Source organism: Streptomyces sp. NPDC020958 (assembly GCF_055562175.1).
In genome coordinates this window covers 81361-104217 of sequence record NZ_JBVHFU010000011.1, presented here as the reverse complement: position 1 = coordinate 104217, position 22857 = coordinate 81361, and the positions used below count along the sequence as shown (strand labels likewise).

General features: G+C 73.0%; 19 protein-coding genes and 2 pseudogenes. 11 read left to right on the top strand and 10 right to left on the bottom strand.

Features of this window, described 5'->3' with window-relative positions; genetic code table 11:
• Positions 1–58 precede the first annotated feature (58 nt).
• Positions 59–859: a glutamate racemase gene (locus ACZ3KP_RS27915; RefSeq protein ID WP_467502578.1), complete on the bottom strand. Its 801-nt coding sequence runs from the start codon at positions 857–859 to the stop codon at positions 59–61.
• 39 nt (positions 860–898) lie between these two features.
• On the opposite strand from ACZ3KP_RS27915, the gene ACZ3KP_RS27910 reads away from it, so the two are divergent.
• On the top strand, positions 899–2092 hold the full coding sequence (locus ACZ3KP_RS27910; protein ID WP_467502577.1) for a glycosyltransferase: 1194 nt from the start codon (positions 899–901) through the stop codon (positions 2090–2092).
• Between the two features lie 10 nt (positions 2093–2102).
• On the opposite strand, the gene ACZ3KP_RS27905 is transcribed toward ACZ3KP_RS27910, so the two are convergent.
• Entirely contained in the window at positions 2103–3428 is a 1326-nt protein-coding gene (locus ACZ3KP_RS27905) for a TerD family protein (protein ID WP_467502575.1), read from the bottom strand.
• Positions 3429–3724: 296 nt separating this feature from the next.
• Here ACZ3KP_RS27905 and ACZ3KP_RS27900 point away from each other — a divergent pair, with 296 nt between their 5' ends.
• The 3 genes from ACZ3KP_RS27900 to ACZ3KP_RS27890 all read left to right on the top strand — a co-directional run bounded on the left by ACZ3KP_RS27900 (position 3725) and on the right by ACZ3KP_RS27890 (position 8230).
• Complete coding sequence (locus tag ACZ3KP_RS27900; protein ID WP_467502573.1) at positions 3725–4177, top strand: DUF6643 family protein; 453 nt, start codon at positions 3725–3727, stop codon at positions 4175–4177.
• Positions 4178–5008: 831 nt separating this feature from the next.
• Positions 5009–5617, top strand: coding sequence for an Rv1733c family protein (locus tag ACZ3KP_RS27895; RefSeq protein ID WP_467502571.1), 609 nt, complete (start codon positions 5009–5011; stop codon positions 5615–5617).
• A 174-nt stretch (positions 5618–5791) separates the two neighbouring features.
• A complete protein-coding gene (locus tag ACZ3KP_RS27890; protein ID WP_467502569.1) occupies positions 5792–8230 on the top strand; it encodes a right-handed parallel beta-helix repeat-containing protein in 2439 nt (812 codons plus the stop codon).
• Here the strand turns inward: ACZ3KP_RS27890 and ACZ3KP_RS27885 are convergent, their stop codons facing one another.
• A complete protein-coding gene (locus ACZ3KP_RS27885) occupies positions 8231–10534 on the bottom strand; it encodes a hypothetical protein (protein WP_467502568.1) in 2304 nt (767 codons plus the stop codon). It abuts the gene before it with no gap.
• A 293-nt stretch (positions 10535–10827) separates the two neighbouring features.
• Here ACZ3KP_RS27885 and ACZ3KP_RS27880 point away from each other — a divergent pair, with 293 nt between their 5' ends.
• A complete protein-coding gene (locus ACZ3KP_RS27880; RefSeq protein WP_467502567.1) occupies positions 10828–11646 on the top strand; it encodes a DeoR/GlpR family DNA-binding transcription regulator in 819 nt (272 codons plus the stop codon).
• 93 nt (positions 11647–11739) lie between these two features.
• Positions 11740–12246: an SRPBCC family protein gene (locus ACZ3KP_RS27875; protein ID WP_467502565.1), complete on the top strand. Its 507-nt coding sequence runs from the start codon at positions 11740–11742 to the stop codon at positions 12244–12246.
• On the opposite strand, the gene ACZ3KP_RS27870 is transcribed toward ACZ3KP_RS27875, so the two are convergent.
• Entirely contained in the window at positions 12214–13338 is a 1125-nt protein-coding gene (locus ACZ3KP_RS27870) for a PLP-dependent cysteine synthase family protein (protein ID WP_467502564.1), read from the bottom strand. The genes ACZ3KP_RS27875 and ACZ3KP_RS27870 overlap by 33 nt on opposite strands.
• A gap of 374 nt (positions 13339–13712) precedes the next feature.
• On the opposite strand from ACZ3KP_RS27870, the gene ACZ3KP_RS27865 reads away from it, so the two are divergent.
• A complete protein-coding gene (locus ACZ3KP_RS27865) occupies positions 13713–14036 on the top strand; it encodes a hypothetical protein (protein WP_467502563.1) in 324 nt (107 codons plus the stop codon).
• A 183-nt stretch (positions 14037–14219) separates the two neighbouring features.
• Positions 14220–14759, top strand: a pseudogene (locus ACZ3KP_RS27860) (ATP-binding protein); the annotation flags it as partial.
• Between the two features lie 440 nt (positions 14760–15199).
• On the opposite strand, the gene ACZ3KP_RS27855 reads toward ACZ3KP_RS27860, so the two are convergent.
• On the bottom strand, positions 15200–16435 hold the full coding sequence (locus tag ACZ3KP_RS27855) for an ROK family protein (RefSeq protein ID WP_467502562.1): 1236 nt from the start codon (positions 16433–16435) through the stop codon (positions 15200–15202).
• 73 nt (positions 16436–16508) lie between these two features.
• A complete protein-coding gene (locus ACZ3KP_RS27850; RefSeq protein ID WP_467502560.1) occupies positions 16509–17159 on the bottom strand; it encodes an alpha-ketoglutarate-dependent dioxygenase AlkB family protein in 651 nt (216 codons plus the stop codon).
• Positions 17160–17226: 67 nt separating this feature from the next.
• Here ACZ3KP_RS27850 and ACZ3KP_RS27845 point away from each other — a divergent pair, with 67 nt between their 5' ends.
• Entirely contained in the window at positions 17227–18378 is a 1152-nt protein-coding gene (locus ACZ3KP_RS27845) for a methyltransferase (RefSeq protein WP_467502558.1), read from the top strand.
• Here ACZ3KP_RS27845 and ACZ3KP_RS27840 read toward each other — a convergent pair.
• Positions 18344–18658 (bottom strand): annotated as a pseudogene (locus ACZ3KP_RS27840) (class II fructose-bisphosphate aldolase); the annotation flags it as partial. The gene ACZ3KP_RS27845 and the pseudogene ACZ3KP_RS27840 overlap by 35 nt on opposite strands.
• A 140-nt stretch (positions 18659–18798) precedes the next feature.
• Between ACZ3KP_RS27840 and ACZ3KP_RS27835 the strand changes: the two are divergent.
• The gene (locus ACZ3KP_RS27835) at positions 18799–19578 is read left to right on the top strand and encodes a DeoR/GlpR family DNA-binding transcription regulator (protein ID WP_467502556.1); all 780 of its coding nucleotides are present in this window, start codon (positions 18799–18801) and stop codon (positions 19576–19578) included.
• A gap of 18 nt (positions 19579–19596) precedes the next feature.
• Here ACZ3KP_RS27835 and ACZ3KP_RS27830 read toward each other — a convergent pair whose 3' ends face one another.
• From ACZ3KP_RS27830 to ACZ3KP_RS27820, 3 genes are all read right to left on the bottom strand, one after another.
• On the bottom strand, positions 19597–19992 hold the full coding sequence (locus ACZ3KP_RS27830) for a luciferase domain-containing protein (protein ID WP_467502554.1): 396 nt from the start codon (positions 19990–19992) through the stop codon (positions 19597–19599).
• Positions 19993–20146: 154 nt separating this feature from the next.
• Complete coding sequence (locus ACZ3KP_RS27825; protein ID WP_467502553.1) at positions 20147–21076, bottom strand: carbohydrate kinase family protein; 930 nt, start codon at positions 21074–21076, stop codon at positions 20147–20149.
• On the bottom strand, positions 21073–21747 hold the full coding sequence (locus ACZ3KP_RS27820; RefSeq protein ID WP_467502552.1) for a class II aldolase/adducin family protein: 675 nt from the start codon (positions 21745–21747) through the stop codon (positions 21073–21075). Before ACZ3KP_RS27820 ends, ACZ3KP_RS27825 begins: the two co-directional genes overlap by 4 nt.
• 57 nt (positions 21748–21804) lie before the next feature.
• On the opposite strand from ACZ3KP_RS27820, the gene ACZ3KP_RS27815 reads away from it, so the two are divergent.
• Positions 21805–22458 (top strand): TetR/AcrR family transcriptional regulator, encoded by a 654-nt coding sequence (locus ACZ3KP_RS27815; RefSeq protein WP_467502550.1) that lies wholly within the window; start codon positions 21805–21807, stop codon positions 22456–22458.
• The last annotated feature ends 399 nt before the right edge of the window (positions 22459–22857 follow it).

The window sequence follows — 22857 nt, the reverse complement described above, 5'->3', positions numbered from 1 at the left end:
GGCACCGCGTCGCTGAGGGTGACCGCTCACTTCGGCGGTGTCCGCGGCCCGCGCGGGGTCACCGGGACACGGCGGGGCCGGCCGGAGCGACCGCCTGCAGCAGGCGGCCCTCGGCGTAGCTCAGCGCGGCCTCGGGCAGTTCCCCCTCACGGCCGTTGAGCAGCACCGTGACCGTACCGGTGGCCGGTGCGCCGGGGGCCGGCTGGGCGCCGATCCGGCGCAGCGCCTGGGCGGCCACGGCACCGGCGGAGCCGTGCAGGACGAGCGGCGCGGCGCCCGGGCGCTGCACGGCCGAGCGGATGCGGTCCGCGACGAGTTCGTAGTGGGTGCAGCCCAGGACGACGGTCGTCACGTCGTCGGGGGTGAGCTCGGCCGCGGCGCGCACGGCGGTGTCGACGGCCGACTGGTCGGCGTGCTCCACGGCCTCCGCCAGGCCCCAGCAGGGCACCTCGGTGACCGGCACGCCGTCGGCGAAGTCCGCGATGAGACCGCGCTGGTAGGCGCTGCCGGTGGTCGCGGGGGTCGCCCAGATCGCGACCGGACCGCCGCCCGCCGCGGCCGGCTTGATCGCCGGGACGGTGCCCACGACGGGGATGCCGGGCTCCAGACGGGCGCGCAGCGCGGTCAGGGAGTTCACGGTCGCCGTGTTGCAGCCGATGATCAGTACTTCGGGCCCGCGTGCCGCCGCGGCCTCGGCGACGGCCAGCGCGCGTGCGGTGACGTCCTCGGGGGTGCGTGGCCCCCAGGGCATGCCCTCGGGGTCGAAGGAGAGTACGAGATCGGCGTCGGGGCGCAGCCGCCGTACCGCTGCGGTGGCCGCCAGCAGGCCGATTCCGGAGTCCATGAGCGCGATCTTCACCCGGTCACGATAGACGATGGGCCGTCGCGCACCGGTCCGGTGGGGCAGACTGCGCGCGTGAGCGCCATCGCGTGGACCGCCGCCGTATCCCTCGCCGCCTGGCTGTGGCTGCTGCTCTGCCAGGGCTTCTTCTGGCGCACCGACGTCCGGCTGCCACCCCGGCGCGATCCCCGGGAATGGCCTGATGTGTGCGTGGTCGTCCCGGCCCGGGACGAGGCCGCCGTGCTGCCCCTGAGTCTGCCGTCCCTGCTCGGTCAGGACTATCCGGGCCGGGCCGAGGTGTTCCTGGTCGACGACGGCAGTACGGACGGCACCGGGGAGCTGGCCCGGGAACTGGCCGCGCGCCACGGCGGCCTGCGGCTCACCGTGGGCTCGCCCGGCGAGCCGCCCGCGGGCTGGACGGGCAAGCTGTGGGCGGTGCGGCACGGGATCGGCCTGGCACGCGCGCGTGACCCCGAGTACCTGCTGCTGACGGACGCGGACATCGCCCACGAACCGGACAGCCTGCGGCTGCTGGTGGCGGCAGCTCGCACCGGCGGCTTCGACGTGGTGTCACAGATGGCCCGGCTCCGGGTGGAGAGCCTGTGGGAACGGCTGGTCGTCCCCGCCTTCGTCTATTTCTTCGCGCAGCTGTATCCGTTCCGCCGGATCGGCCGTGCGGGCTCACGCACGGCCGCGGCCGCGGGCGGTTGCGTGCTGCTGCGCGCCGACGCGGCGGAGCGGGCGCGGATCCCGGACGCGATCCGGCACGCCGTGATCGACGACGTGGCGCTCGCCCGCGCGGTGAAGGGCACCGGCGGACACATCTGGCTGGGGCTCGCCGACCGGGTGGACAGTGTGCGTCCCTATCCCGGGCTGCGCGACCTGTGGCGGATGGTCTCCCGCAGCGCGTACGCGCAACTGCGGCACAACCCGCTGCTGCTGCTCGGCACGGTCGCCGGTCTCGTGCTCGTGTACCTCGTCCCGCCGGCGGCGGTGCTGGCCGGTGCGGTCACCGGCAGCGCCCCGGCGGCGCTGACGGGCGGTGCCGCCTGGCTGCTGATGACGGCGACCTACCTGCCGATGCTCCGCTACTACCGGCAGTCTCCCGGACTCGCTCCCCTGCTGCCGTTCACCGCGTTCCTCTACCTCCTGATGACGGTGGACTCGGCGGTGCAGCACTACCGGGGCCGCGGGGCGGCCTGGAAGGGCCGCACCTACACGCGCCCCGACGCGGTCGCCGACGAGGGCTGACGCGCGCCGGTCACTTGCGGCCGGGCGTCCAGTTCATCCCCCAGCCGTAGGCGCGGTCCACGGTGCGCTGCGGGCTCACGCCGCGCTCCGGGACCAGGTAGCGCGCCTCGCGCTGGACGACGAGATCCCCTCCGGTGTTGCTGATCAGGGCGAGCGCGCAGACCGTCGAGGGAACCGTGCACTCGTCGAGGGAGAAGTCGATCGGGGCGCCGTACTGGGGCTGGAGCGTGACGGTGGCGTGCAGGTCGGCGAAGGAGGTGGCGCCCTGGTAGATCGTCACGAAGACCAGGACGCGCCGGAAGTCCTGTCTGTGATCGAGATTGAGGGTGAGGTTCTCCCCGCTCGACACGGCCCCCGTCCGGTCGTCTCCGTCGAGGTGGATGTACGGGGGCCGGTTCAGCGAGCCGAAGGCGTTGCCCAGCGCCTGTACGACCCCCTTGCGCCCGTCGGCGAGTTCGTAGAGGGCGCAGAGGTCGAGGTCGAGGTCCCCGGCGCGCCGGCCGCCCCAGCCGGGGAGTTCCTTGCGGACCTGCCAGTTGAGGTTGACGCGCAGGGCGCCCGCCGTGCCGCCCTGTTTGGCCAGCGAGACGGCGGGCGCGGCCTTGGTCAGCGTCACCTTGGACAGGCGCACGGGCGCGGTCGACGGGGGCGGGGGGACCGGCAGACCGGCGGAGGTGGGCGCGGGGTGCTGCGGGAAGGGGGGCCCGCTCGGGGGCGGCGGGGGCGCCGGGGCGGGGGCCGGAGGGGCCGGGGTCGGGGGAACCGGGCTCGGGGCGGGCGGGGCGGCTCGGGGGGCGGGCGGTTGCTGCGCGTGCTGCGGCTCGTCCACCGTGATCCCGAAGTCGGTCGCGAGGCCTTCGAGTCCGCTGTCGTATCCCTGACCCACCGCGCGGAACTTCCAGCCGCCCTGACGGCGGTACAACTCACCGAATACGAAAGCGGTTTCCGTCGTGGCGCCGGTGCTGTCGAAACGTGCGGCCACATTCCCGTCCGCCGCGTCGCGGACCTCGATGTAGAGACCGGGGACCCGGCCGAAGGTGCCGCCGTCGGCGGAGGCCGCGAGGACGATCCGCTCGATCGGGGCCTCCACGCGCGCGAGGTCGACGAAAAGCGTGTCGGTGACCAGGTCGCCGGAGCGCCGCTTGCCCTCGTGCCGGACCGCGCCGGAGGCGTGCGAGGGCTGGTTGTAGAAGACGAAGTCCTCGTCGGAGCGGACTTTCCCGGCGACCAGCAGCAGCGCGGAGGCGTCCGCGTCGGGCACGCCCGCACCGGAGCGCCAGCCCAATTCGACGCGCAGCGCCGTGGTCGGCACCGGCGTATTCGATCCTTTCGACATTGACATGTCCGCCCCCATCACGTGTCGGCATGCCGGGCGCACCCGGCGGTCCCAGGTCATCCCTACCCGCACAACCTATTCCCGGGGACAGGGAACGCCCACGAACGGCACAGGAAGATCCCTGGCCAACTGCCGGTAACCGCCCTGGAACTCGGCCTTTACATGATCACAACGCCGATTGCCGTCCTTTTTTGCCGAGTTCGCTCGGATTGGGGATCCGGCGTCACCGCCGACACGGAAAACAACCCTCTTATCGGTCTCCCCAACCAGCACATCGTGGGCTTACCTTATGTGCCATGACCTCCCCCCGCTCCACCTATGGCGGCGGCTACTACTCCGCCTCCTTCCCGGACACCCCGATCTACGACTCGCTCGTGGCCGAACGGGGCACCCCGCAGATCGCCCCCATCCGGGTCCCTCCCGCCTACGACACGAGCAGCAGCTTCAACCTGCCCGCCCTGCCGTCGGCACTCCCCGCCCTTCCGGCCGCTCCCTCCCAGCCGGCCCCGGGCTACGGCTACCCGCAGCAGATGCAGCAGCCCGCACCGCTGCAGCAGGCGCCCACCGCCTACATCCCGCAGCAGGCGACGGCACCGCGCGGCTACCCCGGGCAGCAGCCGCAGCAGCCGCGTCCGATGATGGGCGGCACCGGTTACGAGGCGATGCGCCCGGCGGCTCCACGCCCCGCGCAGCCCGCGCCGTACCAGGACCCGTACAACAACCAGCAACAGCAGTACCGCGGCTACTGATCCCGCAATCGGTCCGCGTCCATCCGGTCAAGGCGCTCCGGGGCCGCCCGCCCCGGCAGGCCGTCATGGGACCAGGGGGCTGACCGGCGCCGGCTTCTGATCGACGACGGGGGAAAGGTCGTCACCGGCGCCCCTCCCATGCCCCTCGCGCCCACCGCCACCGAGCCGTTGCCCGGAGGCGGCACATGTGTGCCCTGTTACGCCCACGGCCGAGGCGTCCTCAACACCGGGCGAGCACGCCGAAAGAGGCCCACTCCCCGAGCGCCGCTGCCGACCGAGGCCGGTTCTGCGGAGCCCGGCGTCCCGCTCGTCTCAAGCGTCGTCCTGAGCACGACCGAACCGCCCGCTCGGTCGGTGCGAAACTCGCGCGAGCAGCGAGCAGGACGTCCCGCGCCGAACCACCCGCTCCCGCGCTTCTACCCCTGTCCGCCCGGACCCCCACGTCTGCCCCAGTCCGTCTGCACCCCGCACGTCTGCACCGAGTCCGCCAGCTCCCCTCGCATCAGCATCAGCACACGTCTGCCCCAGTCCGTGCGCCTCAATCCATCCGCACCCCACGTATCTGCACCCGACCGTCGCCCCGGTCCGTCTGCACCCCACCCGTCGATCCCCACCCGGCCTTCGGGCGCCGTGGCTGTGATCGCTCGGTCCCTGGTCCGGGGTCGAGTGACCTCCCGTCCGGCGGGAACCCGAGCCCGCGGTCCGGTCGTTGGCCGTCATGAGAAGTCGATGAAAGTGCCGGCCGGGGTGATTTCGCTCTCTCTTCGGCCGGAGCCTGCGGGTGAACGGTGCGGGTGGGGTTATCACGGAGCGGGAAGGGGGTGGTGGCCGGTGCGAGCGATCCGTGGCCTGTGGCGCTGGCGGCGCAATCCGCTGCGGCGTGCGACCGACCTGGTCGAGGCCTGGCTGGCCCTGGTGACGCTGGTGCTGATCGCGGTGGCCGCGCCCGTCCTCGGCTCGGTCGTCGGCGCGGCCGCCCAGGGCGCCCTCCAGCGGTCCGTCCGGCAGCAGCATCACGACCGGCATCTCGTCACAGTCACGGTGGTGCGCAGGCTGGGCGTCGGCACCCCGGTGGAGACCGACCCCGACGTCGCCGGCGTCCGCGACAGCCGCAGCCGTGTCCTCGCCGACTGGACGGCGCCGGACGGCAGCCACCGCCAGGGGCCGGTCCTGACGACCCTCAAGTCCCCGGACAAAGGCGACCACTTCGACGTCTGGACGGACCAGCACGGCCTGATAACGGCCCGTCCGCTGGACTCCGCGACGGCGTCCACCCACGCCGTGCTGGCCGGGTTCGGCGCCGCGCTGCTCGCCGCCGGTCTGGTCGAGGGCGCCAGACGGATGATCGTCTGGCGTATGGTCCGCCGCAGGTACGCGCGGTGGGACCAGGCATGGGAACGGGCGGGGCCGGACTGGGGCAAGGCCGGTACGGGCAGCTGACGGCCTTTCCCTCTCTGGTCAACCCACCGCCTCGGCGCACGCTACGGTGGAGCCGCCGAAGCGCATTCGGCATCGACCCGCGCGCGAGCGAACCGCAGGGGCAGGGCACCGTCCGCGATGCCGCCCCGAGGCCAGTCAGCGATCTGTACGACGAGGTGGGGGCACGGCAACGCCATGGCACAGGGCACGGTCCAGGTGACGCACACCGGCACATCGCGGTGGCGACGCCGCACGGGTGAGTACGCTTCGCTCGCCGCCGCCCTGGAGGCCGCCGCAGACGGCGACGTCCTCACGGTCGCGCCCGGCACCTACCGGGAGAACCTCGTGGTGCAGCGCGCCGTGACCCTGCGCGGTCCGGAGGGGGCGCCCGGCTCCGTGCGGATCGCGCCCGTGGACGGGGTGCCGCTGACCGTGCGCGCCTCGGCGGTCGTACAGGACCTGCACGTCGAGGGGCAGGACGCGGCGGCGCCCGCGCTGCTGGTCGAGGAAGGCACACCCGAGCTGCTGGACGTACGGATCGTCACCCGGTCCGCGGCCGGGATCGAGGTGCGCGGCGGCGCACGGCCCACCGTGCGGCGCTGCACCGTGGACAACCCGGCCGGCATCGGCATCGCCGTACTCGACGGCGGTGGTGGGGTGTTCGAGGAGTGCGAGGTCGTGGCGGCCGGCCAGGCGGGGGTGGCGGTGCGCGGCGGCGGCCATCCGCGGCTGGACCGCTGCCGGATCCACCACGCGTCGGGCACCGGGGTGACGGCGACCGGGGAAGGTTCCGCGCTGGAGGCGGTGGGCTGCGAGATCTACGAGGTGCGCGGCTCCGGGATACAGGTCACCGCGCGCGCCACGGCCCACTTCACCGACTGCGACGTGCACCGCACCACCGCCGACGGTGTCACGCTCGACACCGACGCGGTGCTCACCCTCGCCGACTGCCGGATCCACGACATCCCGGAGAACGCGGTCGATCTGCGTTCCCGCTCGGTGCTCACGCTGACCCGGACGACGGTGCGTCAGTTCGGGCGCAACGGACTGTCGGTGTGGGACCCCGGGACCCGGGTGGACGCCAACCAGTGCGAGATCTTCGACAGCACCGGCGACTACCCGGCGGTCTGGGTGAGCGACGGCGCGACCGCCGTGCTGGACTCCTGCCGGGTGCACGACGTGCCGGACGCGCTGTTCGTACTGGACCGTGGCTCCCGCGCGGACGTCGTGGACAGCGACCTCTCCCAGGTGCGGAACACCGCGGTGTCCGTGAGCGACGGGGCGACCGCCCAACTGGACGACTGCCGGATCCGGGACGCGGCCACCGGCGCCTGGTTCCGCGACCACGGCAGCGGCGGGACCCTCAACAACTGCACGGTCGACGGCACCCAGACCGGAGTGATCGTCACCAAGGGCGCCGATCCCACCATCGAGCGGTGCACGGTGGACGCCCCGGCGGAGGCCGGCTTCTACGTGTCGGCGGGCGGCCGGGGCTCCTTCCTGAACTGCCGGGTCACGGGCAGCGGCGGCTACGGCTTCCATGTCATCGACGGCTGCCGTACGACCCTGCGCAAGTGCCGCACGGAGCGGTGCGCGCGCGGAGGTTACGAGTTCGCGGAAGGCGGCCCGGACGCGGACCCGGGCACCGGTCCTGTGGTGGAGGACTGCACCAGCGACGAGAGCGGCAGCCTGCGCCGGCCGACGGCCCGCGAGACGGCGGTGCAGACGTCGTACCAGTCCCCCGGGCTGCTGGGTGCCATTCCCGGGCAGCGCAGCACCGAGCAGGAGCCCCTGTTGCCGCCGGCCGCGCCCGAGGAGCCGGCCCGGACCTCCCAGGCCGTGCTCGGTGAACTCGACGCACTGGTGGGTTTGGACAGCGTCAAGCGCGAGGTGCGGGCGCTGACCGACATGATCGAGGTCGGCCGGCGCCGTCAGCAGGCCGGGCTGAAGGCCGCGTCGGTCAAGCGGCACCTGGTGTTCACGGGCTCCCCCGGCACCGGCAAGACCACGGTCGCCCGGCTCTACGGCGAGATCCTCGCCTCCCTCGGGGTGCTGGAGAAGGGCCACCTGGTCGAGGTGTCCCGGGTCGACCTGGTCGGCGAGCACATCGGCTCCACGGCGATCCGCACCCAGGAGGCCTTCCAACGGGCGCACGGCGGTGTGCTGTTCATCGACGAGGCGTACGCGCTGTCGCCGGAGGACGCCGGGCGGGACTTCGGCAAGGAGGCCATCGACACGCTGGTGAAGTTGATGGAGGACCAGCGGGACGCCGTAGTGGTGATCGTCGCGGGCTACACCGAGGAGATGGAGCGCTTCCTTTCGGTCAACCCCGGTGTGGCCTCGCGTTTCTCCCGGACCATCACCTTCGGGGACTACGGCCCGCGGGAGCTGCTGCGGATCGTGGAGCAGCAGGCCGACGAACACGAGTACCGGCTGGCGCCGGGGGCGGCCGAGGGGCTGCTGAAGTACTTCACGGAGATCCCGAAGGGCCCCGCGTTCGGCAACGGCCGCACCGCGCGGCAGACCTTCGAGGCGATGGTGGAGCGGCACGCGAGCCGGGTGGCCCAGCTGGCCGATCCGACCACCGACGACCTCACCCTGCTCTACGCCGAGGACCTGCCGGAACTTCCCTGATCAGTCGGCCCGTTGTGGGTGCCCCGCGGGCGAGTCCTGGCGCAGCCGCGCCAGCAGCCGTGACCGTTCCACGGCGAAGGCCGGGTCCGCCTGGTAGTCGGAGTGGCCCAGGACGGGGGCGGGCAGCGGGTGGTCCGGCGTGCGTCCGTAGGCGAGGGGGTCCTTCAGGGGCGGGTGGTCGACCCCCGGGCCGTCGCCGTCGGCGATCCGGACGGGGCCGCCGATGGGGTCGGTGAGCCGGTAGAGGTTGCGCCAGCAGGCGACCTCGCGGTGCAGGGAGCCGAGCTCGGCCGGACCGAAGTGGGCCGGGAACCAGCGGCCGTACAGGCGCTCCAGCGGGGAGCCGTACGTCAGCAGGGCGACCCGGCTGCGGACCGCCGGGGTCAACTGCCAGGCGGCCGCGGCCGCGAGGACACTGCCCTGGGAGTGGCCGGAGAGGACCAGGCGGCCGCCGGTGCGGCGGGTCCAGGTGACCATCCGCCAGGTGAGGTCGGGTACCGCGCGCTCCGCGTAGCAGGGCGGGGCGAACGGGTGGGCGGCGCGCGGCCAGAAGGTGCCGACGTCCCAGAGGATGCCGATGGTGCGCCGAGCCGAGGCGTCCTTGTAGGCCCGTCGGCCCCAGGTGACGAAGAGGACGAAGCCGAGCCCCACCAGCCAGGAGCCGACCGCCTGCGAGGCCTCGGCCGCGCCGTGCACGGGGGCGAGCGTCCGCCCGGCGGCCCCGTCCGGCGTCTTTCCCGTGGCCAGGGCGCCCAGCAGGGCCCCGGCGCCCAGCACCAGCGTGGTCGCGCACAGCACGGTGAGCACGAACGGCGTCCGGTCGGTGAGGGCGGCCATGGCACGGACCCGGGCGATCCGGCGGGTACGGGCGACGTCCTCCGGCTCACCGGGATGGTCCCGGTCCACGGCGTCGCGTTCGGCGCGGCTGAGCCGTGCGGTGCGCCAGGAGAGCCGGGCGACGGCGGCCAGGAGCACCGCGAGCACGGCCGGGACCGTCGAAGCCTGCCAGGTCAGCAGCACCGGAGGGCCGGGAATGGAGGTGCCCGTGCCGTCCAGCCAGTCGGAGACCCGCTGGGTGACTCCGCCCGACATCACCCCGCCCAGCGCGCAGGCCAGCAGGGCGACCGCGGGCCCGTTCAGGCCGCGCATCGCGGCGCGCGGATCGGGGAGCCCGCGTCGCAGGTCGAGGGCGACGAGCCCGAGGACGATCACCAGCAGGCCCTGTGCCAGGGCCAGGCCGCCGAAGGTGGTGTCCCCGGCGAGCCGCCCCGTCGACCGCCATCCGGGCCGGGACCAGCCCGCGTACAGGATGACGAGCGCCAGCAGGGCGAGCGCGGCCAGGGGCAGGCGTCGTACGAGACGCCGGTCCAGTTCCTGGTCGAGGTGGTTCTCGGTGCGGCCCCGGCGGCACACCACCCCCACCACGGCCACCGCTCCGGCGACGAGCGCGCCGGTCAGCAGCCGGCCGATGGTGTCGAGCAGGGCGGCTCCGCCCGGCCTGCGGTCGAAGGCGGCCGCCGGTGTGAGGACGGCGGCGGCGACGGTGAGCAGGCCCGCGGCGGTGTGGGCGGTGCGCAGCCGGGCGACGAGCCGGCGCCCGTACCAGAAGCCGGGGCCGGCCAGCGAGGTGTGGCCGGGCTCGGGGTCGACGGACAGGGGCCGGGTGGACTCGTAGGCGCTCCAGGTGCGGTGCGAGAGGTACCAGAGCAGGCCGGTCAGCGCGGTGGGCACCAGGGCGGCCAGGGCGAGCCGGCGGCCCGGGCCGCTCCACCAGCCGCCGTGTGCGCCGTCCGGGGCGAGGAAACCGAGCCAGGAGTGCCGGCGGGCGCAGGCGGTGACGCCCGCGCACTGCCAGGCGGTGAGGTCGAGGGCCACCTCGCAGGCAGCGGCGACGAACAGCACCGTGAGGGTGAGCCCGGCGAGACGGACCAGCAGGCCGTAGAAGCGCACGGTGCGCGGACGGTTCCGGGCGGCGGGGCGCATCCAGTGGGCGAGGTTGACCACCATGAAGGGCAGGAGCAGCAGCCACAGGGCGCGGGAGGCGTTGCCTGACGTCAGGTTGCACCAGACGTACGCCTCCGGCACCGGACGGTCACGGTGGTCGGCGGGCCGGGACTCGGCGTCCACGTCGTCGGCGCGGCGGAAGACGGCGGCGGTGTCGTCGCCGGTGATCCGGACCGTGCGCGGGTCGTCGAGCATCTTCTCGGGGGTGGTGCCGCCGACGCCGTGCACCAGCAGTTCCAGGTCGGTCTGCGTCGGCCGCCCGGTGGGGCCGTCGGCGGTCCGTTCCCGCGCGCGTTCCACTGTGATCGCACTTCCCCTGTGCCACGCCGATGGTCCCTGTCCGTGCGGATCCCAGGATCTCCGATCACGGTGTGACGTACCCCACTTCTTACGGAATCTCCCCGTTGTGTGTGACGCCAGGTGCAACACCAGGTGACCGAATGACATGTGTGCACCGACACAGGCAGTGGCGCAACCGGTGCTCTCCCGTGAAAGGATGGGGCGCCCGCGCACCCGAACCGAACGGAATGTCCTGGTCGGAGCCGGTACGCGGGGCGTGTCGGACAGCTTGAGGCGAGAGGACCGGAGCGTACGTGAGTGAGAACCAGAACCTCCTCGCGGAGCAGCGCCGCGCCCTGATCCTGGACGAGGTCCGACGCCGGGGCGGCGTACGGGTCAACGAGCTGACCCGCAAGCTCGGCGTGTCGGACATGACCGTCCGCCGGGACCTGGACGCGCTCGCCAGGCAGGGCGTCCTGGAGAAGGTGCACGGCGGCGCGGTGCCGGTGATGGAGGCGAGCACGCACGAGCCGGGGTTCGAGGCCAAGTCGGGCCTGGAGCTGACGGCCAAGGAGGACATCGCCCGGGCCGCCGCCGAGCTGGTCGTGCCGGGGGCGGCGATCGCACTGTCCGGCGGCACGACGACGTACGCGCTGGCCCATCAGCTCCTGGAGGTTCCCGACCTGACCGTGGTGACGAACTCGGTACGGGTCGCGGACGTCTTCCACGCGGCGCAGCGCGTCTCCGGGCAGCGGCAGGGCGCGGCGACCGTGGTCCTGACCGGCGGGGTGCGCACCCCGTCCGACTCGCTCGTGGGGCCGGTGGCCGACCAGGCGATCGCGGCGCTCCACTTCGACCTGCTGTTCCTCGGGGTGCACGGCATATCGGTGGAGGCCGGCCTCTCCACGCCGAACCTCGCGGAGGCGGAGACCAACCGCCGTCTGGTGCAGTCGGCCCGTCGGGTCGTGGTGGTCGCCGACCACACCAAGTGGGCCACGGTGGGCCTGAGTTCGTTCGCCAAGCTGGAGCAGGTCGACACCCTGGTCACGGACGCCGGGCTGCCGCCGGAGGCACGCGCGGAGATCTCCGAGCACCTGCGGCGGCTGGTGGTGGCGGGCGAGACGGAGGACTGACCGCGGGGCGGGCGGGGCAGACATGTGACGGCACGTCAGTTATCGTGACGGGGGTCCGGTCAACGGCCCTGTCGGCCAAGGGGGTTTTCGCCCATGCCGCGTCAACTGCGCCCCGTGGGGCTCGACTTCGTCGAGACCGCACCCGTACGCCTGGTGTTCGCGCGGGAGATGTCCGCGCCGCCCGACCGGGTCTTCCACGCACTCAACGACGACGTGCCCGGCTGGGCGGAGTGGTTCGCGGCGGTGACGCACGCCGAGTCCGTCGATGACGGCGCCGGGCGCGCCATACGCCTCAAGGGCGGCGGGCGCTTCCGGGAGACGGTCATCGCGACTCGGGAGGCGGAGGTCTACGCCTACCGGGTGGACCTGACCAACGCGCCGGGCGCCCGCGCCATCGCCGAGGAGTGGCGGCTCGTCCCGTCGGGCGCCGGGACCCACGTGCAGTGGACCTTCGCCGCGGACGGCACGGCGCCGTTCCGGTTCGTGGTCAGGCTGGCCCGCGCCGGTCTGGGCCGGGCCTTCCGGGACGCGGTCGACGCGCTGGACCGGCGTCTTGCGAGCCAGAGCTCAGTCGGGCCAGACGCCGGTGGCCAGCAGTGACTCGATCGCCGCTGTGTACGGCGTGAGGTCGAGTCCCTGCTGCGCCACCCACGAGTCCGAGTAGTACTTGTCCAGGTAGCGGTCCCCCGGGTCGCACAGCAGCGTCACGACGCTTCCGGTGCGCCCCTGCGCCACCATCTCGGAGACGATCTTCAGCGCGCTCCACAGACCGGTGCCGGTCGAGCCGCCCGCCTTCCGCCCGATCGCCCGCTCCAGCGCCCGTACCGCCGCCACGCTCGCCGCGTCCGGCACCTTCATCATCCGGTCGACGGCGCCCGGTACGAAGCTCGGCTCCATGCGCGGCCGGCCGATGCCCTCGATCCGGGAGCCGCAGTCGCAGGTGACGTCCGGGTCGCCGGTGGTCCAGCCCTCGAAGAAACAGGAGTTCTCCGGGTCGGCGACACAGATCCGGGTGTCGCGCTGGGTGTAGTGGACATAGCGCGCGAGCGTCGCCGAGGTGCCGCCGGTGCCCGCCGTGGCGACGATCCACGCCGGTTCCGGGAACCGCTCCAACTCCAGCTGGCGGAAGATGGATTCGGCGATGTTGTTGTTGCCGCGCCAGTCCGTGGCCCGTTCGGCGTAGGTGAACTGGTCCATGTAGTGGCCGCTGGACTCCACCGCGAGACGCGCGGACTCCTCGTACATTCTGCGGGAGTCGTCCACGAAGTGGCACTGCCCGCCGTGGAATTCGATGAGCCGGCACTTCTCGGCGCTGGTGGTGCGCGGCATGACCGCGATGAAGGGCACGCCGATGAGTTTGGCGAAGTACGCCTCGGAGACGGCCGTCGAGCCGCTGGACGCCTCGATCACGGGGCGCCCGGGCCGGATCCAGCCGTTGCACAGGCCGTAGAGGAAGAGGGAGCGGGCCAACCGGTGCTTGAGACTGCCCGTGGGGTGGGTCGACTCGTCCTTGAGGTAGAGGTCGATGCCCCAGGCCTCCGGCAGGGGGAAGCGCAGCAGGTGCGTGTCCGCCGAGCGGTTCGCGTCGGCCTGGACCTTGCGCACGGCTTCTTTGAGCCAGTCGCGGTAGGCGCTGTCACTGCGGTCGACGTCGAGGGTGGCGCCGGTCCGGATCTGCTGGGTGGTGCTCACGACGGGGCTCCTTCGCTTCGCGCCGACGGCGTCCGAACGCGGTCGACGCCTCGATCATAGGCATCTTCCGCACGCTTCTCACCTGCATAAACGCAACTTTGGGCGCCTCAAAGGCACCCTGGGGAACACGCGGCGAAGCAGCCGGGAGCAGTGGCGTGATCCCGCCGGGCGCATTGCGGCGAGTGCTCCGAGCGCCCCCGGTCCGGCCGTCCGGGCGTACTGGTGCTCCCCGCCGGAGGGGGGCAGACTGCCATCCGACGGGACGAACGTCCCGAACGGGGGCGCACACTGGATCGCGACATGAACCGGAGCACGCCGGCCGGGACCACCACCTTCCTGGCCGGCGACCGAGGCAGTCGAAGGGGCGGGGCACGATGACGGAGCCGGAGTTCACGGCGACGGGCGTACGGATCGACAGGCGGCTGCGTTCGCTCACCCGGGCCGGGCAGGTCCGGATAAGGGACGGCAGGGTGCAGCTGCTGACGAGTTACGGCAGCGAGATCGACAGCGCGCCCGTACAGGCGGTACGGGCCTCCAAGCCGTGGTTCGCGTCGGACGACCGGGCCCTGGCGGACCTCAACGGCCAGCGCTACTCACTCACCCTGGGCGACCACGATCCGGCGCCGGGAGAGCCCGGTCCGCCCACAGCCCGCCGCTTCATCGAGGCGGTACGGCGAGCCGCGGGCCGGGACGGCTGACCACCGCGAGTTGCGCGACCGTAGGCGCTGGGTCACGCTTGTCACACGTCACTCTGGGTTTACCGGCGATAACGCTGCGAAGCAGCCCGCCGGTCACGACAGCAGGCGGCCCCATGGACGGCGGCCCCTTGCTGGATCCGTTCTCCCGTGTTCTTCCGGACCTCACGTCGGGGAGTCGCAGCCGTGATCAAACACCCAAGCAGACACTGCTCGGTGGAGCTTCAAGCCTTGCCCTCGCGGATCGGCCAGGTCCGCAGAATCGTATCTGCGCAGTTGCGCTACTGGCGTCTGGACCCGCTCATCGACCGGGCCGCACTCGGCGTGACCGAGTTGCTCACCAACGTCCACCGGCATGCCCAGCCGGACAAGAACTGCACCGTGGAGATCGAGCTCCAGCTCGACCGCCTCACGGTGTCGGTCCGCGACCACGATCCGCGCCTTCCCGTGGTCGAGGAAGGGACGGCCGCCACGCCTCTGGCCACCTGCGGCCGCGGTCTCGCGATGGTGGCCGCCGTCAGCGAGAGCTGGGGGGTGCGTCCGCACGACGACGGCAAGGTCGTGTGGTTCACGCTGCCCGCGCCGACGGCCGCACCGCAACCGACCCGGCCGCCCCGCGGCACCGCCGAGCCGGCCCCCCGCCGACTCCCGGATCCGGAACCGGCGCCGGCAGCCATGCCGACTCCGTCCCACGCAGGCGCCGGGTCACCGATGCCCGCCCATGCAGGTACCGGGTCACCCGTGCCGGCACACGCGAGTGCCGGACCACCCGTGCCCGCACATGCGGGCGCCGGGGCGCGCACGCCCGCCCACGCGATCGCGGGATCACCCGCGCTCGCACACGCGACCGCGGGAACCACCACCCCCGCACACACGAGCCCCGGATCACCCACCCCCGCGCACACGAGCGCCGGTGGTGTCACCCCCGCGCACGTGGCCTCGGGAGCCGTCGCGCCCGCGCACGCGGCCGGCGGTGGGTCCGTCGCCGCGCACGCTCCCGCCCGCTCGGCTGTCGCCAGTTGAGCGGGCGGTGAGGCTTCCGTCGGGGGGCGCGCACGATCGTGCAGCCGGTCCGGCTCGCGTCGTCACCGAGCAGGCAAGGCGAAGACGCCGATCACAGGCTCACGGCAGCGCACGAGGCCCGGAACGCCCGGCCACCGGGCGGTCTACCGGAGAGCCGCCAGAGGGTCGTCCAGCACCGGCTGCCAGGCCAACTCAGCGGCCCCGACGAGGCTGTTGTGGCTGAGCGTGCACGGCAGGATCGGCACGCTGCCGCTCTGCCCCCACAGGCTGCGGTCGGCGACCACCGCGCGCAGCCGCTCCGGGGCGGCGTCCAGCAGGGTGCGGTGCAGACCGCCGAGGATGATGCGGTCGGGGTTGAGGATGTTGACCAGCCCCGCCAGGCCGAGACCGAGCCGGTCGATCAGCGCCTCGGCGGCCCCGCGGACGGTCGGGTCGGCGTAGTGGTCGCGTACCAGGTCCTCGGCCTGCCGGAGCAGCGACACCTCGGGCCCCGGCTCGCGGCCGGCCTCGATGAGCAGGGCGAGGGGATCGGCCTCGACGTCCAGGCAGCCCCGGCTGCCGCAGTGGCAGGAGCGGCCCTCGGGGTTGACGGTGAGGTGGCCGACCTCCAGGGCCAGACCCGAGCTGCCGGTGTGCAGGCGGCCGTCCAGGACCAGCGCGCCGCCGACGCCGCGGTGACCGGTGGCCACGCACAGCAGGTCCCGGGCGCCGCGTCCCGCGCCGTGCCGGTGCTCGGCGAGCGCGGCGAGGTTCACGTCGTTGCCGGCGAACGCCGGTCCGGTGATGCCGGCCGCGCGCACGCACTCCGCGAAGATCCGGCGTACCGGGGCGCCCACCGGCCAGGCCAGGTGCAGGGGGTTGAGGGCGAGGCCCTCCGGTTCGGCGACGGCGGACGGCACGGCGAGTCCGGCGCCGACACAGCGCAGGCCCGTGGTGCGGAGCAGGTCGGCGCCCGCCTCGACGACCGAGCCGAGCACCTTCGCCGGGTCGGCGTCGACCGTCTCGCAGCCGGGGGCGGTGGCGACGATACGGCCGCCGAGGCCGACGAGCGCGGCGCGGTAACCGTCGGCGTGCACCTGGGCGGCGAGTGCGACGGGACCGCGCTCGGCGACCTCCAGCCGGTGCGAGGGGCGGCCCTGCGAACCGGCGGCGGCACCGGGGTGCGCGTCGACCCTGATCAGGCCGAGCGACTCCAGTTCGGCGGCGACGGCGCCCGCGGTGGCGCGGGTGACACCGAGTTCCGCGGTGAGGACGGCGCGGGTGGGGGCGCGGCCGGTGTGCACGAGTTCCAGGGCGGGGCCGAGTGCGCCACGTCCTCTGTCCAACCGGGGTTTCGGGGTTCCGTTCCCCGTCGGGTCGGGGGCGACCTTTCCGCTCATGGGAGGGAGTCTGCCATGATCCGCAGAAGCGGCCGAAGCGAAGGTGCGGCCCCGTGGGGGCCGGTCGCGCGGTTCAGAAGCCGCTCACTCTCAGCGTGAGGTTGAGACGGCCGGTCAGGCCCAGCTCCGCCGGCGCCGTGCCCGGACACACCCTCGGCACCCCGTGGTACGCGAGCCGTGACTCTCCTCCGAACACGAACAGGTCCCCCGATCTCAGCGCCACGTCCGTGTACGGCTTGCCCCTGTTCTCCGTGTTCCCGAAGCGGAACACGCATGTGTCGCCGAGGCTCAGTGACACCACCGGCGCGTCCGACCTCTCGTCGGCGTCGCGGTGCATGCCCATGCGGGCGTCGGCGTCATAGAAATTGATCAACGCGATGTCGTACGACAATCCGCCGACCGCTCGCGGCCCCAGCGCGTCGGTCACCGCGCGGCGGCCCAGTTCGTCGAGCCAGGCCGGGAACGGCTTGACCGGACTGCCGTCGCCGTCGACGACCCTGCGGGCGTAGGCGTACGGGTACCAGTGCCAGCCCAGGCAGACCTGGCGGGCGGTCATGGTGCCGCCTCCGGGGGTGCGGACCGTGCGCAGCCCGGCGGGCGGCCGCGCCCAGTCACGGCAGGCCCGCAGCAGCTCGCGCTGTCGCTCCGGGCCCAGCCAGTCCGGGACGTGCACGGCGCCCGGCGCGACCTGGGCGCACGCCCTCGGGAACAGCTCGTCCTCCATGCCCCCATCCTGCCCGACCGGGTCTGAGCTGGGGCTCGGCTAGCCTGGACGCACGATGAGCGACCGTATGACGACTCCGTGGGGCGAGGTCGAACTGTCCCGCTTCCCCGACGACCCGCGCGACCGGCTGCGTGCCTGGGACGCCTCCGACGCGTATCTGCTCCGGTATCTGGACCGGGAGCGGATCGTACCGGCCGGCCGGGTCGTGGTGTTCGGCGACCGGTGGGGCGCGCTGGTCACGGCGCTGGCCGAGCACAGGCCGGTGCAGATCAGCGACTCGTACCTGAGCCAGGAGGCGACCCGCCTCAACCTGGCGCGGGCGGGTGTCGAACCGGGTACCGTGCAGCTGCTCACCACGCAGGACCCGCCGCCGGACCGGGTGGACGTGCTGCTGGTGCGGGTGCCGAAGAGCCTGGCGCTGCTGGAGGACCAACTGCTGAGGCTGGCACCGGCCGTGCACGCGGACACGCTGGTGATCGGCACCGGCATGGTGAAGGAGATCCACACCTCGACCCTCCGGCTGTTCGAGCGGATCCTCGGGCCGACCCGGACCTCGCTCGCCGAGCAGAAGGCCCGGCTGATCCACTGCACCCCGGACCCGTCGCTGGAGCGCCCGGAGAACCCGTGGCCGTACGGCTACGCGCTCCCCGACGGCATCGGCGCGGTCTCCGGACGTACGGTCGTCAACCACGCCGGTGTGTTCTGCGCCGACCGGCTCGACATCGGTACCCGGTTCTTCCTGGGGCATCTGCCGCGGGGCGGGCGGCGCGTCGTGGACCTGGGGTGCGGCAACGGGGTGGTCGGTACGGCGGTGGCGCTGGCCGATCCGACGGCCGAGGTGCTGTTCGTCGACGAGTCGTTCCAGGCGGTGGCCTCGGCGGAGGCCACCTACAAGGCCAACGGGGTGCCCGGCCACGCCGAGTTCCGGGTGGGCGACGGGCTCGCCGGGGTCGCGGCCGGCAGTGTGGACGTGGTGCTGAACAACCCGCCGTTCCACTCCCATCAGGCGACCAGCGACGCGACGGCGTGGCGGATGTTCACGGGGGCCGAGCGGGCGTTGCGGCCGGGCGGTGAGCTGTGGGTGGTCGGCAACCGACATCTGGGCTACCACGTCAAGCTGCGCCGGCTGTTCGGCAACTGTGAACTGGTGGCCGGCGACCCGAAGTTCGTGGTGCTGAAGGCGGTCAAGCGGGGTTCCCGTCCGCCAGCAACCCGATGATCCGGGTGACCTCCCGGGCCATCGCCTCCCGGCCGGCGCCGAGGTACGTGCGGGAGTCGACCGCCTCGGGGCGGTCCCCGAGGAAGCGGCGGATCGAGCCGGTCATCGCCATGTTGAGCGCCGTACCGACGTCGACCTTGGCGATGCCGCCGGCGCCCGCGGCGACCAGGGCGTCGTCCGGGACTCCGGAGGAGCCGTGCAGGACGAGCGGCACGGACACGGCGGCCGACAGCCGTGCGAGCAGGCCGTGGTCGAGGTCGGCGGTGCGGGTGGTCAATGCGACATATCACTGCCCCTCCCCCGCCTGTCGCGTCTCGTGATTGTTATTGCAAGACAGGAGCAGTTTTCGAGCACAATCAAGCATTTCTTCGAGAGCCGGGTGCGCTAGGGTCGCCCGGAACCCGAGGAACGGAGGGGCGGATGTCGCGCGACGCACGCTGGAAGGCGCTGCTCGAGCTGCTCGTCGAGCGCGGTCGCCTCGATGTCGAGGAGGCGGCGGCCGAACTGGCGGTCTCGGCGGCCACGATCCGCCGGGACCTCGACCAGCTGGCCGAGCAGCAGATGCTGGTGCGCACCCGCGGCGGCGCGGTGGTGCACGGGGTCTCGTACGAACTGCCGTTGCGCTACAAGACCGCGCGGCGGGCCCCTGAGAAGGAGCGGATCGCCAAGGCGGTGGCGGAACTGGTCGCGCCGGGCGAGGCGGTGGGGCTGACCGGCGGCACGACCACCACGGAGGTGGCCCGCGCCCTGGCCGTGCGCGGCGACCTCGCCACGGGGGCACCGGCGCTGACGATCGTCACGAACGCGCTCAACATCGCCAACGAGCTCGCGGTACGGCCCCAGTTCAAGATCGTACTGACCGGCGGGGTGGCACGCCCCCAGTCGTACGAACTCGTCGGCCCGCTCGCGGACGGGGTGTTGAGCCAGATCACCCTGGACGTGGCGGTGCTCGGGGTGGTCGCCTTCGACGCCGTCCACGGGGCCGCGGCCCATGACGAGGCGGAGGCCGCGATCAACCGGTTGCTGTGCGAGCGTGCGGCGCGCGTGGTCGTCGCCGCCGACTCCAGCAAGCTGGGCGGGCGGGCGTTCGCCCGGATCTGCGCGGCGGAACTGGTGGACACCCTGGTGACGGACACGGCGGCGGCGCCGGAGGCGGTGGGCCCGTTCGAGGAGGCCGGGATCCGGGTCGTCACCGTGTGAGCCGGCCGCGGACCCCGGTCACCTGCCGCTGGTGTCCGCGCTGACGAAGCCCGCGCCCCGCTGATCGTTGCAGCCGAAGACCGGCCGGTCGACCGGGTCGGGCCAGTTCTGCTGGGCCTGGAGGGCGACGCTCACCAGGGTCAGCAGCAGGTCGACGTCGCTCGCGGCGTCGAGCCGTATCGTCACCCACTGCGAGCCGGGGACGATCCGGATCGCCCCCGTGTTCTTGAGGTCCTTGGCGAAATGCCGGATGGCCCGGGCGGTCAGACGTAGGTCCACATCGCGGTCGGAGTGGAAGTGCGCGATCTCGCCCTGCGTCGAACTCACCGCCTGGCCCAGGCCACAGCTCGGTAGGGCCTGCCTCAGGTCGGGCCAGGTCGCCAGTTGCGCGAGAGCGCGCGAGGCCAACGTCATGGGGCCATCATGGCCCGCTCACTCTCCGGTAACCAACCAGCGGGCCGTTATTAACCGAGCTGTTGCCGGACTCTGTCCGAACACAGGCTCAGGGGGCGAGTGGGCATCCGCAGGATTTCAGCGGTTCGAGGGACGCTTCGAGGGAGAGCAGGTACTACGCCCGCCTGGCGCCCGCAGCCGCGAACGCGTCGGCGGCCGCGAGGTCGAAGTCGCCGTGGTCGCTGCCGAGGCCCTGGGCGACCAACGCGGCCACCGCGTTGCCGAGTACGGCCGCCTCGAGCGGGGTGCGGCCCAGGCCGATGCCGTAGACGAAGCCGGCCGAGAAGGCGTCACCGCAGCCCGTGGTGTCGACGACGTCGATCTCGAACGCGGGGACCGCCTCGGTGCCGTCGGCGGTGACCAGCAGGGCCCCGTCCGCGCCACGGGTGACCGCGACCAGCCCGGCCCCGGCACCGACCAGTTTCTTCGCGCCCGCCACCAGGTCATCCTCCTCGGCGAAGCCCAGCACCTGGTCGTCATTGGGGAGCAGGTGGTCGATGTGGGGCAGGGCCGGAGCGAGTTGCTCGAAGCTGCCGAACACGCCGGGCGCGAGCAGGTCGACGGAGGTGGTCACGCCGTGCTCCTTGGCGAAGTGCAGGATTCTGGCGGCGACCTCGACGCCGATCAACTCCGGTCCGCCGAGGTGCAGATGGGTGGCCTCGGCGAGGGCTTCCCAGGGCACGTCGTCGAGGCCGTAGGTGACGTTGGCGCCGAGCAGATGGAGGGAGGGGCGGCCCCCGTCGGACCGGATGGGCAGCACGCTGGCCGAGGTACCGGTGTCGACCCGGCGGACCAGGAACTCGGTGTCGATCCCGGCCCTGCGGAGCAGTTGCACCAGCATGTCACCGGTGGCGTCGGCGCCGATCGCCCCGGCGGTCTGCACCGTGGCGCCGAGCTTGGCGAGGCTGAGGGCGGTGCCGGCGGCCGTCCCGGCGGCGGTCATCCTGATGTCCTCGACCAGAGTCGCGCCCTGCCCCTCGGGTATCGCGTCCACCGGCCGCACCAGCACGTCCAGCACGTGCACGCCCATCGTGACGACTCTCATTTGCCCTCCTGCAGGGATTGAGTGGTGCCGTAGTTCCGTGCGATCGCGGCCTCGATCACCGCGAGTTGCTGCTGCTCGTCCAGGACCCGGGGCTTTCCGAGCGCCGCCGCGTGCTGGTAGACCCCGCAGGCCCATTCGAGCAACAGGGCGTTCTCGACGGCCTTGTCCAGGGTCGGACCGACGGTGACCGACCCGTGGTTGGCCATCAGGGCGGCGCTGCGGCCGGACAGCGCGGTCAGTACCGACTCGGCCAGGTCCGGGGTACCGAAGGTGGCGTACGGCGCCACCCGCACGGCGCCACCGAGGGCAAGCAGCTGGTAGTGGATGCAGGGCAGTTCGTCGAGGACGCAGGAGAGGGCGGTGGCCATCGGAGCGTGGGTGTGGACCACCGCACCGGCGCCGTAACACCGGTAGACCCCTAGGTGCAGGTCGAGTTCGGAGGTCGGCTGCAGCGTCCCGGCGACGACCTTCCCCGACAGGTCGACCACCGTCACCTGGTCCGCGGTCAGGTGGGCGAGCACCGCACCGGTCGCGGTGACCGCGACCCGGTCCCCCACCCGCACGCTGACGTTTCCCGCCGTGCCGACGAGCAGTCCCGCGGCTCCCAGACGGCGGCAGACGTCCGCCACCTCGGCCCGCTCCTGCACCAGTGCGGAGCTTGAGTCCGTCATGGACGCGACGCTAACGTAAACCTGAAACAAAGTCACGTTCAGATTCAGGAGCCGTCCGTGTCCGAGCCGACCACCGACGAGACCGGGGTCGTACTGCGCCGCACTCCCCAACAGGCCCGCAGCAAAGCGCGGTTGGCGAGAGTGCTGGAGGCGGCGGAGCGAGTGCTGGTCGCCGAGGGCGTCCAAGCGCTCACCACGACCAGGGTCGCCGCCGCGGCCGGGGTGTCGGTCGGCTCGCTGTACCAGTACCTGCCGGACCGGGACGCCATCGTCGACGCGCTGGCGGCCGGTTACTTCGCGCAACTGGAAGCCGTCATGGACGACTTCGTCCGTGCGGCGGCCGTCGAGCAGTGGCCCGACCCGGTCGGCGTGCTCATCGACACGTATGCCGGGCTCTACCGCCGCGAACAGGGCTTCCGGGCCCTGTGGTTCGGCAGCGGGCTGACCGACCGGACCAGGGAGGCGGACCGCGAGCACAAGCGCCGGATGGCCGAAGGGGTCCGCCGGGTGCTCCTCGCCCTCGGCGTCGCCGACGACACGGAGACACTCGGCCGGGCCTGCCACGCCGCCGTCCTCACCGCCGACGCCCTCGCCCAGGAGGCCTTCCGCCGCGACGCCGAGGGCGACACGGCCCTCCTCGACGAGGCCAAGGTGATGCTGCGCGGCTACCTCACGGCCATCGCCCGGCGCCGGGAGCACGGGCGGGCCTGAGCGTTCCCGGGCGGCACCTGGAGCACCCCGGCGCCGCGCCGCACATGCGATGCTCGGCGCGCACGGCGGCCCTGCGGCAGGCGGCCACACCCGGCGCCCCGCCTCGCGACGGGGCAGCGCGACGGGGCAGGTGGACACCATCGGCGCCCTTGCACGGCGGCCGCGGTGGGTTACTGCGGCACCGGCGTCACCGGGCGCGACGCGGGCGACGCGGGCGACGGCACCGGCCGGGGGCCGTACGCCTGTGGTCGAGAGGTGGGACGGGGTTTGGCCGGGCGGCCGGCCGGATACCTTCGGCACCGCCAGGACTGTTCCCGTCACGGGCAACGGCCCGCGGTACGCGGGGGACCGACGCAGTCGCCGTGCCGGCCGCGGGCCACAGCTCGCAGCCGTTCGAGG